The 14,499-nt window shown below is 61.4% G+C and carries 16 protein-coding genes and 1 tRNA gene; 6 read left to right on the forward strand and 11 right to left on the reverse strand.

The window, feature by feature from the left end:
* Positions 1-217: 217 nt before the first annotated feature.
* Positions 218-433, forward strand: coding sequence for a hypothetical protein (locus NKI47_RS10750; RefSeq protein WP_023678527.1), 216 nt, complete (start codon positions 218-220; stop codon positions 431-433).
* A gap of 137 nt (positions 434-570) precedes the next feature.
* Here the strand turns inward: NKI47_RS10750 and tolA are convergent, their stop codons facing one another.
* The 4 genes from tolA to NKI47_RS10770 all read right to left on the reverse strand — a co-directional run bounded on the left by tolA (position 571) and on the right by NKI47_RS10770 (position 3,669).
* Positions 571-975, reverse strand: a complete 405-nt coding sequence (gene tolA, locus NKI47_RS10755) for a cell envelope integrity protein TolA (RefSeq protein ID WP_023678526.1) — start codon at positions 973-975, stop codon at positions 571-573.
* A gap of 359 nt (positions 976-1,334) precedes the next feature.
* On the reverse strand, positions 1,335-2,201 hold the full coding sequence (locus NKI47_RS10760; RefSeq protein ID WP_023678524.1) for a glutathione S-transferase family protein: 867 nt from the start codon (positions 2,199-2,201) through the stop codon (positions 1,335-1,337).
* A gap of 27 nt (positions 2,202-2,228) precedes the next feature.
* Positions 2,229-2,810 (reverse strand): VOC family protein, encoded by a 582-nt coding sequence (locus tag NKI47_RS10765; RefSeq protein ID WP_023678523.1) that lies wholly within the window; start codon positions 2,808-2,810, stop codon positions 2,229-2,231.
* A gap of 418 nt (positions 2,811-3,228) precedes the next feature.
* On the reverse strand, positions 3,229-3,669 hold the full coding sequence (locus tag NKI47_RS10770; RefSeq protein ID WP_008873905.1) for an SRPBCC family protein: 441 nt from the start codon (positions 3,667-3,669) through the stop codon (positions 3,229-3,231).
* 114 nt (positions 3,670-3,783) lie between these two features.
* Between NKI47_RS10770 and NKI47_RS10775 the strand changes: the two genes are divergently transcribed.
* On the forward strand, positions 3,784-4,851 hold the full coding sequence (locus NKI47_RS10775; RefSeq protein WP_352571976.1) for an adenylate/guanylate cyclase domain-containing protein: 1,068 nt from the start codon (positions 3,784-3,786) through the stop codon (positions 4,849-4,851).
* Positions 4,852-5,354: 503 nt separating this feature from the next.
* On the opposite strand, the gene NKI47_RS10780 is transcribed toward NKI47_RS10775, so the two are convergent.
* The 3 genes from NKI47_RS10780 to NKI47_RS10790 form a co-directional block, all read right to left on the reverse strand.
* Positions 5,355-5,429, reverse strand: a tRNA-Glu gene (locus tag NKI47_RS10780).
* Positions 5,430-5,518: 89 nt separating this feature from the next.
* Entirely contained in the window at positions 5,519-5,926 is a 408-nt protein-coding gene (locus tag NKI47_RS10785) for a VOC family protein (RefSeq protein WP_352589829.1), read from the reverse strand.
* On the reverse strand, positions 5,923-6,306 hold the full coding sequence (locus NKI47_RS10790) for a fimbrial protein (protein ID WP_352457953.1): 384 nt from the start codon (positions 6,304-6,306) through the stop codon (positions 5,923-5,925). Before NKI47_RS10790 ends, NKI47_RS10785 begins: the two co-directional genes overlap by 4 nt.
* Positions 6,307-6,332: 26 nt before the next feature.
* Here NKI47_RS10790 and NKI47_RS10795 point away from each other — a divergent pair, with 26 nt between their 5' ends.
* The 3 genes from NKI47_RS10795 (at position 6,333) to NKI47_RS10805 (ending at position 9,423) form a co-directional block, all read left to right on the forward strand.
* Entirely contained in the window at positions 6,333-7,373 is a 1,041-nt protein-coding gene (locus NKI47_RS10795) for an RluA family pseudouridine synthase (RefSeq protein ID WP_352589832.1), read from the forward strand.
* A gap of 187 nt (positions 7,374-7,560) precedes the next feature.
* Complete coding sequence (rpoH, locus tag NKI47_RS10800; protein ID WP_023678514.1) at positions 7,561-8,472, forward strand: RNA polymerase sigma factor RpoH; 912 nt, start codon at positions 7,561-7,563, stop codon at positions 8,470-8,472.
* Positions 8,473-8,889: 417 nt separating this feature from the next.
* Positions 8,890-9,423, forward strand: coding sequence for a hypothetical protein (locus NKI47_RS10805; RefSeq protein WP_352589835.1), 534 nt, complete (start codon positions 8,890-8,892; stop codon positions 9,421-9,423).
* A gap of 182 nt (positions 9,424-9,605) precedes the next feature.
* On the opposite strand, the gene NKI47_RS10810 is transcribed toward NKI47_RS10805, so the two are convergent.
* The 4 genes from NKI47_RS10810 to NKI47_RS10825 form a co-directional block, all read right to left on the reverse strand.
* Positions 9,606-10,478: an MBL fold metallo-hydrolase gene (locus NKI47_RS10810; protein ID WP_352589838.1), complete on the reverse strand. Its 873-nt coding sequence runs from the start codon at positions 10,476-10,478 to the stop codon at positions 9,606-9,608.
* 150 nt (positions 10,479-10,628) lie between these two features.
* Complete coding sequence (locus tag NKI47_RS10815; RefSeq protein WP_023678511.1) at positions 10,629-11,288, reverse strand: peroxiredoxin; 660 nt, start codon at positions 11,286-11,288, stop codon at positions 10,629-10,631.
* Positions 11,289-11,462: 174 nt separating this feature from the next.
* Positions 11,463-11,828 carry a cell division protein ZapA gene (locus tag NKI47_RS10820; protein ID WP_023678510.1) on the reverse strand — a complete coding sequence of 122 codons (366 nt, stop codon included), beginning with the start codon at positions 11,826-11,828 and terminating at the stop codon, positions 11,463-11,465.
* Between the two features lie 4 nt (positions 11,829-11,832).
* Entirely contained in the window at positions 11,833-12,105 is a 273-nt protein-coding gene (locus tag NKI47_RS10825) for a DUF4164 domain-containing protein (RefSeq protein ID WP_023678509.1), read from the reverse strand.
* A 260-nt stretch (positions 12,106-12,365) separates the two neighbouring features.
* On the opposite strand from NKI47_RS10825, the gene tkt reads away from it, so the two are divergent.
* Complete coding sequence (gene tkt / locus NKI47_RS10830; protein ID WP_352589841.1) at positions 12,366-14,357, forward strand: transketolase; 1,992 nt, start codon at positions 12,366-12,368, stop codon at positions 14,355-14,357.
* Positions 14,358-14,499 lie beyond the last annotated feature (142 nt).

The following is a 14,499-nucleotide window of genomic DNA, read 5'->3' on the forward strand; positions in this document are numbered from 1 at the left end:
TAGCTCTAGTGTATTAAATCCACTTGTGTAAATTCAATATTACATTTTTATTTCAAGATTGAGACGAACCGGCAGCAACGCCGGCGGACGCCCGCCACGGCGAAGTTTGATGCGCGCGGCGGGTTCGGCATCGCGATCAATCCGGCGTTACCGGCCGGCCGTTGCTGAAACCTTCGCCCTGGGATCGGCGTTGAGCGGCCAAAGGAGGAGACCGCAAATGTCGATCCACTTCACTGTCGCGGACCTGACCAGGAATCTGTTCCATTCACTTGGGTTGGACCATGAACGCGCACCGAGGCCACTCGACCACGAGCAGAGGCTTTTGCTGGAGTGCTATCTCGCCGGCCAGATACCGGAATCGGCCTGGAGCGACTATGTCTTCGAGATGCCGGAACTGGCGCGACATGTCGAGGCGAGACGAAGGCGCCACTAAAGCGCATCGCGGTCGACCGGGCCTCATGCGACGCGCTTAGGTTCTTGTCTAATGCATGTCGTTGTCGCAAAACCGCTGCACACTTTTGCGCGACATGCATTAGGTCCCGAAAAGTGGAATCCGGTTGTCGGAAAAGATCAAGGCGAAGCCTTCACGCGCGGTGCAGCCTGTTCTTGTTTGGGCGAGTTGAATTGCAGAGTGAACACCTTGCCCGGGATGCCTTCAGCCAGCGCCGGTGAAAAGCTCAACGGCAGGCAATGGTCCACGGCCGCGACCGCCGCGTCGACAAAAGCTTGGCGCGTCTTCTCCTCGCCGGCGACGCGGATGGCGGTCGGCTTGGGCCGGCCGATCAGCGTGCCATCGCGCCTGAAGCTGAAGCTCAGGGTGACGGTGGAATTCCCGGCATTCGCCGGCGGGGTCCAGCACGCCTGGATGGCAGCCCCGACCTCGGGCATGGTGTTGAGCGTCGCTGCTTTCGATTGACCGGCTGCACCCGCCAGCATGGCGCCTGCAATCACCATCATTCCAGCAATGCTTTTCATGGCAGGGCCTCTGTCCTTGAACCGCCCTCGAGGACGGGACGAACTTCGATGGTAGGGCCGACAGCGGCGATGACAAGATGGCGGCGACGCGTTTCATCAGCCATGCAGGCGTCGTGAAACGCCGTCTGGCGCAACTTCGACAGGGGCTGAAATAAGCAAAAGGCCGGCGCGCAGCCGACCTTTGCTTCCCATCCGCGCCAGTACATCCGTGGTCGCGGGCTGGAGGTGGATTCAGTAGAAAGGGTTTAGGTTAACAAAACCTTAAGCTCCCCACATCGTGCAAACAGGGGAGATTAAAAAAATCCCCAGTTCATTACGGGCTCCTGCAGACGTGCGGACGACCGCTATTGGCTTGTGCCTCAGGCGTTGGCCTGCGACCGCACATAGGCGATATAGCCGCGCACGTCGGCGGCCGGCTCGGCATAGGCCTTGCCGAGCTTCTTCTCGATCGCCGCCATATAGTCTTTTGCCCATTGGGGCAGCGCGTAGTCGATGACGGCGAGGAACTCGAGCGTCGCCGCCAAACGGATGTCGGCGATCGACGGGTTCTTGCCGCCGATGAACGGCTTGCCGTTCCTGAAGAAGCTGTGAAACACCTCCAGCGGCTCGGCTATCGCTTCTATAGCGGCCTTCTGGGCTTCCGACTTCTTGTCGGGATGAGCGTCGCTGTGGCCGACCTCGCCGGCATATTGCGGGAAATTCAGTACAGGATATGTGGCGCGCGCCACATAGGGGTAGAGCGTCCCGATCAGGTAGAACATGGCGCTGTCGATCATTGCCCGCTTGGCCGGCGCCTTGGGATATAATTTCTCCAGCCCGTGCTTGTTGGCGAGATACTGCATGATGGCGCAGCTTTCCCACAAGACACCTCTCGGCAGGCCCTTGTCCTCGATCATCGGCGTAAGATGGGCCGGGTTTCGCGCCATGTATTCGGGCGAGCGCGTGAGACCCCATACGTCGGTCTCGGAATGGTCGAGCCCGGCGGCGCGTGCAAACACTCGAACGCTCATATTGTTGACGCTGGGCTTCAGCATGCTGAGCGAGAGCGCGGGCTTTTTCGCCGGTTTCGCCTTGGCCTTCGGCGCCAGCTTCTCGGCGGAGACCTTGGCCGCCGGCTTTGCCACTTTCGCCGCTGACTTGGCGGCGGCTTTGGCCGCCGGCTTCGCTCCTGGCCTGGCTGCCTTGGCGGCGGGCTTTTTCGCACTCTTCGTTGCTGTCTTTGCCATTATGTCCTCCCTTTGTTTGGCGTGTCGTCAGTATGGATTTTTCGGTGCGCGATCCTCCGACAAGGTCGTGCGCGAGCGCTCGACAAGCGCCTGGATCGCATCGGCAAGGTGCACTTCGGCGATGTTGTAGTCGCCGCGCGCGACGCGGATCTTGTGCGCCTGCATCAGCACGTCGGCATGAGTGAAGCCCGCCGGCGGTTCGAAACGGTAGGAGGCGAGTTCGATCAGCAGGCCGAGCGGATCCTCGAAATAGATCGAGTCCATGAAGCCGCGATCCTTGACGCCGCTGTGCTTGATGGCGCGCTCGTCGAGCCGGGCAGCCGCCTGCAGAAAGGTGACGCGCGACACCGCGAAAGCGATATGATGGACGCAGCCCGTGTCGGTCGGCGTGCGCCGCTTGACCGGCGTGCGGCTTTCGTCGGTGAAGACGGTGATCAGCCGGCCGTCGCCCGGATCGAAATAGAGATGGCTTTCGCTTGGCTTGTCGAGGTTGGGCTGCTCGAAGATGAAAGGCATGCCAAGCACGCCCTCCCAGAAATCGATCGAGGTCTGACGCCCGGCGCCGACCAGCGTGATGTGATGGACGCCTTGCGATTGTAGTTTTTGCATCTGACTCCTCCCGGCCACGCCGTCTTGCCGCCGAACGGAAGTTCGGATGCCCGGTCGCGCTTGGATCGGCGCCCGGCATGTGACCGCGCCCGGCCTCGCTCGCCTGCGCTCCGCATTCCGCATCCTGCAGGAGTGCGGCCGGAGCTTTGATGAACGGATGCTAATTCAATCCGAGGCGTTGCGCCAGAAGCGCTGAGTTTCAAGAACTCCACGCAGGCGCCAAGAGCGGCACCGGGATCGCGGACGCCTTCGCCGAGCTCGCTGAAACGATCCGTCGCCGGCAGCTGTAATGGTGCGGCGGCCCGCAGGTCGCTGGGTTTCCCGAGCGGCCGGTTTGGCGACGGCAGGTCAAAGGGGCCTCGTTGACGCATGCCGCGCCTGGTTCGGATTACGGGCATCCGCGGCCCTTAGATGAAAATCACATATTCTTCATCGGCACGTCGGGATCGACATGTCCCCCATCGGCAGTGATCTTCAGCCTTGAGAGGTAGTGCTCCCATCCCCTTCGGTGGCTGTCACGCTCCTTTGCGTTCGGCAGTCCGCTGTGCGTGAAGCGGATCAGTGTCCCCGCATCCCTCGCGATCAGGTCGATCTCGACATGACTGGAGCCGGGCGGCACGGTCTCGTTGTCTTCCCAGCCAAAACTGTAGGCAAGACGGTGGACCGGGATCACCTCGGTGAACTCACCGCGCGCCATATGGCGACCACCGACATTGACGAGGAACAGACCGCCCGGCGTTGCATCCAAATTCGCTTCGGTCCCGATCCATCGCACGATCTGGTCCGGATCCGTCAAAAGCGCGAACACGGTCGCTTGTGGCGCGGCGACCTCAATCTCTGTGTAAACCGATTCCGCCATCGCTCACTCCAGGTCACATCCGCATCGAATACCGTGCTATTTAAGCGAATGTGGGGAGTTGCAAGAAGATGTTCGAGGCGTAAGCATAAGCCGGTGCCGAGTGACCTTCTACCGATGCTTCTCGCAAAGTCGCTTTCATTCCTTCTGGACGACGCCGCGCATATTGGCGACGGTGGGCGACTTCTATTGCAGCTCTCAACGCATTTGATGGAAGACGGCTTGCCGATCATCGCCGGCGCGCTGGCGCAGGATGCTCCCGACCCAATCATTTCACGCCGCATCTGGCTCTGGCGAGCGCCTGGGGGTGAAGTGGTCGAGGGTTTGGGGATAGGCGCCGACCGCCAGAATGCCGATCCCCGGCTCGTGCTGCGGGAGTGGCTTGGCACGACGCGGGCGATCGTGTTCGACGAGCGAGCGGGCGGTGTCGCACCGACTTTGGTGTGGGCGTTCGATCATACTCCGGATGAGGCGCAGTCAGAGCTGCTGCGGCAAATCTCCCGGTTTGCTGCGGCTCCGATGACCGCACTCGCAGAACGGTCCGCGAAACGCGCATTGCTCGAGGCATATTTGGGAAAGCGCAGTGCAGCACATGTGCTCAACGGTCATTCTCGTCGAGTAAAGGGAGAGACGATACGGGCTGCGCTTCTGTGCGCGGACCTTCGAGGTTTCACCGATCTATCCGAGGTTCATGATGCAGACGAGATCGTATTGGTACTTGATGCCTGGTTCGATTGCGTCGCCGGCGCGGTGCACGCATTTGGTGGTGAGGTTCTCAAGTTTATAGGTGATGGCGTCCTCGCGATTTTCCCGATTGGCGAGCGCGATGCAAATGCCGCATGTGACGCTGCGGTACGCGCCGTGAAGGCCACGCGCGCCGGGATAGATCATCTCAACCAAACTCGGCGCCGCAATGGCGGCCCTGAGCTCGGATATGGCATTGGCCTGCATGTCGGCGAGATACTCTGGGGGAATATCGGCACTGCCGGCAGGTTGGACTTCACCGCGATCGGCAAGGCTGTAAATCTTGTCAGCCGCATCGAAGGGCTGTGCAAGCCGTTGGGACGGACGGTGCTCGCGTCGACAGTGTTCGAGGCAGAAACTACCGAGCCGATGATCGCCATGGGCAGTCATCCGCTCGGAGGAATAGCAGGCGCGCAAACACTTTTCGGCTTGCCGGAATAGATCGAATGGTTGAGCCCGCCGTGGATGTGTCGTTCGCAGCATATCTTGGTATCGTGCGAAGCCATGACTGAGAGAAATTCGAACGGCAAAGAAGCTACGATACTGCAACTGGAGTATGGCGCGTTTAGAGCCCAGCCATGCGCGTCGCGCGCAGCTTCGCTGGCGGGTGCTAAGGGCCTTCCCGGCATCCACCCTTCGAGGGAGAGGCGCCTTCGCCGAGCTCGCCAAAACGATCCGCCGCCGGCAGCTGTAGCTCAGGTCGGCTCCAGGCAGTGCCGACCAGCGTGATGGACGCCTTGCGATTGTAGTTTCTGTATCTGGCTCCTCCCCGCGTGGCATCGACTCAGCGCGACGTTCTGCGCGCCGCTAACGCTGTGCCTCAAGACCCACGATGCAATGCTAATGCAATCGGCTCCGCTGCGCCGGAAGCGGCAATGAGCCAAACCCGCCGCGACCCAAGGCGATGGATCGGATTGATGGTTTGCCGAGAGCTTGGAGAGACTTGGTACGCCCAAGGGGAATCGAACCCCTGTTCCCGCCGTGAGAGGGCGGTGTCCTGACCGCTAGACGATGGGCGCGTTCAAGAACCGGCGATATAGGCTGACGGCTGGCAAAAAGCAACTAGGGTTAAGGCTGCCGATCGCGCCGTGAAATATCCGCTGCAAGCCTAGCGTTTTGGCTCGATCAGGTCCCAAAGATTTCCATAGAGATCGGCGAAAACCGCCACAGTGCCATAGGTCTCGTGCCGGGGCGCCTCATGGAATTCGATGCCCTTTTCGAGCAACAGCGCATGGTCACGGGCAAAATCGTCGGTTTCGAGGAACAAAAAGACCCGCCCGCCGGTCTGGTTGCCGACGGCGTGCCTTTGCGCATCGCCGGATGCCTCGGCGAGAAGCAGCCGCGCGCCCTGCCCGTTGCCCGGCGTGATCGTGACCCAGCGTTTGCCGCCGCCGAGGTCGACATCTTCGGCGACCACAAAACCCAGCCGGTCGACATACCACGAGATCGCCTCGTCATAATTTGCGACGACAAGCGCGACCGTGGCAATGCTGCGGTGTTCGGCAAAACCGGTCATTTGTTCCTGATCGAAAAACGGCCGACGATGCGGCGCTCGGTAATGTCATAGACGAAGATGGCGCGGCTGCCGTCGGGCAGCTCGGTGTCGATCGACAGGTGATTGCCGGACAGCGATTGGCTGATCACCCTGGCGCCGACCGGCAGCACGATGTCGCCGTTGACCGTTTCGCCGATCGGCACCTGGATGTCGCTGCTCAGCGGAGGGGCGGCAGGCGGCGCGTTGCGCGCTTTGTAGACAAGCGCCGCGATCACCACCATAAGGGCGAGGAACAGCAGGCCGAGATTGATGGCGACGAAGCGGACGAGCTTCCTCCGCACCTTTTCGACCTCGGGGTCGAGCGGCTTTTCCTCGTCTTCGTCGGCAAGCGGCCGGGCCATGGCAGCAGATTCCGGAACTGTTTTCGATGAGCGCTCATAACGAAGAGGTCAGACAATTAATAGGGGCCGGACCGATCGTGCTGGAGGCGGGCGCCGATGCGGCCGGCCAGCGGCTCGACCAATGGCTGGCGGCCAGGCTCGGCCCCGACATGTCGCGCAGCCGGGTACAGATGCTGATAAAGCAGGGCGCCGTCAGGATCGGCGGCAGGCCAGCCAGCGAAACGAAGCGCAAGATGGCACAAGGTGACAGCGTGTCGGTCGACATGCCGGAGCCGGAACCGGCGGAGCCGCAAGGCGAAGATATTGCGCTGGACGTCCTCTACGAGGACAGCGAGCTGATCGTCATCAACAAGCCGGCCGGGCTGGTCGTACATCCCGGCGCCGGCAACTGGACCGGCACGCTGGTCAACGCGCTGATCCATCATTGCGGCGACAGCCTGTCCGGCATCGGCGGCGTGAGACGGCCGGGCATCGTCCACCGCCTCGACAAGGAGACCAGCGGCGTCATGGTCGTCGCCAAGACCGATCGCGCCCACAAGGCGTTGTCGGAGGCCTTTGCCGACCACGGCCTGACCGGCGATCTCGAGCGGGCGTATCTGGCGTTGGTCTGGGGCATACCGGCAAGGCCGACCGGGACGGTCGACGCGCCGCTCGGCCGCGCCGCCGACCGGGTACGCCGCGCCGTGGTGCCGCAAGGCCGCGACGATGCCCGCCACGCCGTCACGCATTTCACCGTCGTTGAGCGCTTTGGCGAGCAGCAGCAGGAATTCGCCACGGCGAGCCTAGTCGAATGCCGGCTGGAAACCGGTCGCACTCACCAGATACGCGTCCACATGGCCCATATCGGCCATCCGGTGATTGGCGACCCCGAATACGGCCAGCCTTTCCGCACCAAGGCCAATCGGTTGCCCGAGCCGCTAAGAAGCAAGGTAAAGGCGTTTCCGCGACAAGCTTTGCACGCCCGCCTCCTTGCATTTCGGCATCCGGATACCCATCTAACGATGAGGTTCGAAGCACCGATACCGTGGGACATGGAGGAACTCGTCGACGGCTTCCGCAAGCTCTGAACCAACCACCTGAAAACCTGACCGGCGTTGTTCACTTCAACGTGACACACTGTTTCGTGTTGAACAAATGCCTGTCTTTCTGGTTTTGTTCCTATATATGTCGGTTGGCGCGAATGTGCCTTTGGCATTCGCGCCACATGCCCGCCGCGTTTCGGGGGCATCACTCCAATAGAGAGGGGGCGCTATCATGGCCCAGTCATTACCCAGTATCGTTTCCGGCGAAGGCGGTCTCAGCCGCTACCTGGAAGAAATCCGCCGCTTTCCGATGCTTCAGCCGCAGGAAGAGTACATGCTCGCCAAGCGCTATGCCGAGCATGAGGACACCACGGCTGCGCACAAGCTCGTCACCAGCCACCTTCGGCTCGTCGCCAAGATCGCCATGGGCTATCGCGGCTATGGCCTGCCGATCGGTGAGGTGATCTCGGAAGGCAATGTCGGCCTGATGCAGGCCGTCAAGAAATTCGAACCGGAGCGCGGTTTCCGTCTCGCCACCTATGCGATGTGGTGGATCAAGGCCTCTATCCAGGAATACATCCTGCGCTCGTGGAGCCTGGTCAAGATGGGCACCACCGCCAACCAGAAGCGCCTGTTCTTCAACCTGCGCAAGGTGAAGGGCAAGATCCAGGCGCTCGACGAAGGCGATTTGAAGCCCGACCAGATCACCGAGATTGCCACCCGGCTGAACGTCTCGGAAGCGGAAGTCGTGTCGATGAACCGCCGTCTGTCGGGCGACGCCTCGCTCAATGCGCCCATCCGGGCCAGTGAAGGCGAGTCCGGCGAATGGCAGGACTGGCTGGTCGACGACCACGAAAGCCAGGAAGAGATGCTGATCGAGCAGGACGAGCTGGAAAACCGGCGCGGCATGCTGTCGGGCGCTCTTGCCGTGCTCAACGACCGCGAACGCCGCATCTTCGAGGCGCGCCGCCTCGCCGATGAGCCGTTGACGCTTGAAGAGCTGTCGGCCGAGTTCGATATCAGCCGCGAGCGCGTGCGCCAGATCGAGGTGCGCGCCTTCGAGAAGGTGCAGGACGCGGTCAAGGCCGCAGCCAAGCGCCAGACGCAGGCGCTGCGCACCATCGAGGCGCAGCCGGCGGCGTAAGGCCTTCCGGTAGAAACAAATAACGGCGGCGTCAGGTAACTTGGCGCCGCCGTTTTTTCTAAAGCGCGTCGCGTTCGGCCGGCCTTGTGCGACGCACTTTAGATTCTTGTTTTTATTCATGTCGTTATCGCAAAACCGCTGCACACTCTTGCGCGACATGCATTAGCGGGGTTGCCGCGGCGCCTTCGCGGATGTCCGATCCGTCGCCATAACTGCTCAGTAGCCTTGCCAGGCCTCCCCAGACGATCGCATCGATAGCGGCATTACCGCAATTTTCCCCAAGCCCTGAAAACCGTAACGCTGCAAGCTGTGGCGGCAATGTTCCGGGGCCGACCGCAGCATTCCACAACCCGGCGCTCGCGGCAGGCGGCGCGACAACGAGCCGCCGGGGCTGCTCCGGGCAGTTGAGCTCGTTTATTGAAAACGAAAGGCAGTGTGACGATGACCATTTCTCCGTTCCTGGCCGCTCTCGGATCCGAAGGTCCGCCAGCCGACCGAGCGAAAGACATGGCCCTGTATGGATGGCTAATTGGAAGCTGGGAAATGGACTCGGTCCACTACCTCGACGACGGCGCAATCCAAAAATGGGATGGCGAATGCCATTTTGGCTGGGTGCTCGAAGGCCGCGCGATTCAGGACGTTTGGATCAGGCCCAAGCGCCCTGCGCCGTCGACGATGTATGGTACGACCTTGCGCATCTTCGACCCTGGGATCGATGGCTGGCATATCATATGGAACGACCCGCTCAACCAGGATCGCTCGCGCCAGATCGGCCGGGCCGAGGGTAAGGACATTGTCCAGCTCGGCAATGACTCGCGCGGTCTGCAAACTCGATGGCGTTTCACTGAGATCACTGCCACCAGCTTCCATTGGATCGGCGAGGAAAGATCTTCCGAGAGCGATCCTTGGCAAATCACGTATGAACATTTAGCCCGCCGAACAAAACCCTGACGCTGGACTGGCTGGCGTCTGCGCTGCTCCTCATCCGGCTGCCACCACCGTCTTCCCGCATGGACCTCTCGGATTCAAACATCGCAAAAATCGAATCAGGATCAATAACTTGGATGACCATCGCAGAACGATGAGGGCGGCGCCGAGTTTGAATGGCACTGTAATGCCAGCGACCCATCTCCTCACAGGCAATCGAGCGGAAATTTCAGATAGCGCCGCCCGTTGGATTCCGGTTCCGGCAGGCGTCCGCCATTCATATTGACCTGCAGCGCGTGCAGGATCAGCCGCGGCATCGGCAACGTCCTGTCGCGGGCTTGGCGGAGCGCGACGAAGTCGGCTTCCGTCTTGCAGCCGGCAACATGGATGTTGCCGGCTTTCTGCTCCGCGACCGTGCTTTCCCAGCGCGCTTCGCGATCGCCCGGCTGGTAGTCGTGACCGACGAACAGACGTGTCTCGTCCGGCAGCGCCAGGATGTCCTCGATCGAGTGCCAGAGCCGCTCGGCACTGCCGCCGGGAAAGTCCGTCCTGGCGGTGCCGCTGTCCGGCATGAACAGCGTGTCGTGGATGAAGGCGGCGTCGCCGACGACGTAAGTGATCGAGGCCAGCGTATGGCCCGGCGAGAACAGCACTCTTGCCGGAAGGCCGCCGACCGAAAAAGTTGCGCCGTCGGCGAACAGCCTGTCCCATTGCGAACCGTCGGCGGGGAATTCCGGCCAGTTGTAGATCACCTTCCACAATTTCTGGACGTCGATGACCTTTTCGCCGATTGCCGTCGGCGCTCCGGTTCTCCCCCTCAGATAATGGGCGGCGGAGAAATGATCGGCATGCGGATGCGTGTCGAGGATCCACTCGACCTCCAGCCCGCTTTCCCTGACGAAGTCGAGCAGGGCGTCGGCGTTCTTCGTTGCCGTTGCACCGGACCTTTCGTCGAAGTCGAGCACCGGATCGATGATGGCGCATCGGCGCGTCGCCATGTCGGCGACCACATACTGGACGGACCCGCTCGGCTTGTCATAGAAGCCGGTGACCTGCGACCTGGCCGATAATGCGTCCAATCCAGCCTCCTTCGCCCCTCACCACGGCAGGAAGGATTTTCTCTGCCACGGCAAATTAAAGGCATGGTTGTCCGTCAACCAGGCATCGTCAAGCACCCCATGCTCACACGGCCAGGAAAACCGAAAACTCTCTGTGCCGCCTCTGCCTGCTCAGGCGGAAGGCTGCTTGGTTTTCCTGAGATATGGCAGGATCGTCTCATAGGCGCCGAAGCGCTTGATGGCATCCTCATTCGAGACGGCAGCGGTGATGATGACGTCCTCGCCCTGCTTCCAGTTCGCCGGCGTCGCCACCTGGTGCTTGGCGGTCAGCTGCATGGAATCGATGGCGCGCAGGATTTCGTCGAAGTTGCGGCCGGTCGTCATCGGATAGGTGAGAACCAGCTTGATCTTCTTGTCGGGCCCGATGACGTAAACCGAACGCACCGTGGCATTGTCGGCGGGCGTGCGGCCTTCCGAGCTCTCGCCGGCACCCGCCGGCAGCATCTCGTAAAGCTTGGCGACCTTGAGATCCTTGTCGCCGATCAGCGGGTAGTTCACCGAATGACCGGTCGCGGTCTTGATGTCGTTCTGCCACTTTTCATGGCTTTGGACGGGATCGACCGAGATGCCGATGATCTTGACGTTGCGCTTCCTGAACTCGCCTTCGAGCCCGGCCATTGTGCCGAGTTCGGTCGTGCAAACCGGCGTAAAGTTCTTCGGATGGCTGAACAATACTGCCCAGCCGTCGCCGATCCATTCATGGAAGCTGATCGGTCCTTGCGTGGTCTCAGCGGTGAAGTCCGGTGCGATATCGTTGATACGAAGGCTCATGGCGTGTCCCTACCCTGTGAGTGCAGATCGCAGCCGGCGTTGACCGGCGCTGCTTTTGCCTTTCTATCACTCCGGCGTCATCCTTCAAATGCCTGTTGCGCCGGCATCAAGGCCGGCGGCGAAATATTTTCATTGCTTCTCGGCAAATGCCGCAGGAATTTTCGCTGCGCTGGCTCAGGCCTTGTTCACTGCCAGCGTCGTCGCCAGGTCTTCCATGCGCTGGGCCAGCGCGCCGAGCGCCCCGGTCAGCGCGGAATCGTTCTTGTCGGCCTTGGTCAGTGCGTCGTCGCGCGTCTTGCGCAGCGTCAGCACTTCGCTTTCCATGCCCTTGACCCGCTTTTGCAGTTCCGAAAGCTCGTCCATGACCATGATGCCGGCCATCACGGTCAGCCGCTGGTCGCCAATCTCGCCAAAAGAATCCTTCAGATGCGAAACATAGCGGTCGAAGCGCTCGGCAAGATCGATCAGATGCTCTTCCTGGCCCTCGTCGCAGGCCATCCGATACTGCTTGCCGTCGATGGAAACCGTGACTTGTGCCATTAGCCTACCTGTCCAGTACCGCGCGGATGGTTTCCATGGCTGTCACCAGCCTTCGCGACACTTCTTTGTTGGCATCTTCCAGCCGTTCGGCGCGAGCTTCGGAATTGTCGAGCTCCTGCGCCAGCCGCGAGCGGTCGGCGTTCATCCGCTGCACTTCGGCCTCGGCTTCCGAATAGTCCCGCTCATGCTCGAGCTTGGCCGCGACGGCGTTTTCCAGCCCGTCGATGGCCTTACCCAGCCTGGCAATGACTTCCTTGAGGGTCGTTTCCCCGGTCATGGCTTTCGTCCTGCGCCCTGCCCATCACCGAATCATCCACGTTCAGAACGCGTTATCCCTGAAACATTACGCGTCGTGTGAACCGCACGTCAATAAAGCTGTCGCGACTGTCCCCTGCTAACGCTAATGTAAGTCGCGCATGGCCATCACAAGACCGGCAAAAGCACACCGATTTGTTGACTAAAAGGCCGCGCCTGCTATGTGTCGCGCACCCTTTTCAAGGGCTTTCCCAAGGCCCAAACCCCCATTTTGGAGGAAGCATGACTTCGCGCGAACAACATGACCGGATGGCCAATGCGATCCGTTTTCTCGCCATGGACGCTGTGGAGAAGGCAAACTCCGGCCATCCCGGATTGCCCATGGGCTGCGCCGACATCGCCACGGTGCTGTTCACCCGCTTTCTCAAATACGATCCGAAGAACCCGCATTGGCCGGACCGCGATCGCTTTATCCTGTCGGCCGGCCACGGCTCGATGCTGCTTTACTCGCTGCTCTATCTGACCGGCTACGAAGACATCACCATCGACCAGATCAAGCAGTTCCGCCAATTGGGGTCGAGGACCGCGGGCCACCCGGAATACGGCCATGCCGCCGGCATCGAGACGACGACAGGCCCACTCGGCCAGGGTCTTGCCAATTCGGTCGGCTTCGCACTCGGCGAGCGCATCATGAATGCCGCTTTCGGCAATGATCTCGTCGACCACTACACCTATGTGCTGGCCGGCGACGGCTGCCTGATGGAAGGCGTATCCCAGGAAGCCATCGCGCTTGCCGGACATCTGAAGCTGAACAAGCTGATCGTCTTCTGGGATAACAACAACATCTCGATCGATGGCCCGGTGTCGCTGGCCGACAACACCGACCAGGTCGCCCGCTTCCAGGCGTCCGGCTGGAACGCCAGCCATATCGATGGCCAGGACCCGGAAGCGATCGCCTATGCCATCGAAGCGGCCCGCCACTCCGACAAGCCGACGATGATTGCCTGCAAGACGACGATCGGCTTCGGCGCACCGACCAAGGCCGGCACCAACAAGGCACATGGCTCGCCGCTCGGCACCGAGGAAATCGCCGGCGCCAGAAAATTCTTCGGCTGGGATTCGCCGCCCTTCGAGGTCCCGGCCGACAGCCTCGACGCATGGCGTACCGCCGGGCGGACCAGCGTCAAGGCGCGCACCGACTGGGAAAGCCGCCTTGCCAAGGCTGATGCCCAATTGCGCGCAGAGTTCGAACGCCGCATCAGTGGCACGCTGCCGGCCAACTTCGACGCCGTCATTGGCGATTACAAGAAAAAGCTCGCCGCCGACAAGCCGAAGGTCGCCACCCGTAAGTCGTCGGAAATGGCGCTGGAGGTCATCAACGGCGCCGTGCCCGAAACCATCGGCGGCTCGGCCGATTTGACCGGCTCCAACAACACCAAGACCAGCCAGACCAAGAACATCACCGCCGACGATTACGGCCAGCGCTACGTTCATTACGGCGTTCGCGAGCACGGCATGGCGGCCGCGCTCAACGGGCTGACATTGCATGGCGGCATTATCGCCTATGGCGGCACTTTCATGTGCTTTTCCGATTATGCCCGTCCGGCGATGCGGCTTGCTTCGCTGATGGGCATCCGCTCGATCTTCGTCATGACCCATGATTCCATCGGCCTTGGCGAAGACGGCCCGACCCATCAGCCGGTCGAGCATCTGGCAGCACTTCGCGCCATTCCGAACCACAATGTCTTCCGCCCGGCCGACGCGGTGGAAACCGCGGAATGCTGGCAGTTGGCCATTGAGTCGGAAAAGACGCCTTCGACATTGGCGCTGACCCGGCAGAACCTGCCGACGGTACGCAACGACTTCGTTGCGGAAAACCTCTCCAGCCGCGGCGCCTATGAACTTGCCGCCGCCAGTGGCGAGGCGGCGGTGACGATCTTCGCTTCGGGCTCCGAGGTCGAGATCGCGCTGGCCGCCCGCGAGGCCTTGGAAAAGCACGGCCACGCGACCCGCGTCGTCTCGGTGCCGTGCTTCGAATTGTTCGACAAGCAGAGCGCCGACTATCGCAGCAGGACGATCGGCAATGCGCCGCTCAAGATTGCCGTCGAAGCCGGCATCCGTCAGGGCTGGGATCACTTCATCGGCACCGACGGCATCTTTGTCGGCATGACCGGCTTCGGCGCCTCCGGCACCATCGAACAGCTCTACCCGCATTTCGGCATCACAGCCGAGGCAACGGTGAAGGCGGCGGAAGCCCGTCTGCATGGCAAATGAAAGTGAGCCCCGCCCGGCAAAGGCTGGCATAGCGGTTTTGCCGGGCGGTGGAGCACTAATCGATTTAAATCCACGCCTCGGCGGCTGGATTCTTTGCCCGTCCGCCGTTATGAAGCTGCGGACTTGATCTTCGGCCTCCAAC

The sequence above is a fragment of the Mesorhizobium sp. M0633 genome (assembly GCF_040320645.1).
Lineage (GTDB): Bacteria > Pseudomonadota > Alphaproteobacteria > Rhizobiales > Rhizobiaceae > Mesorhizobium.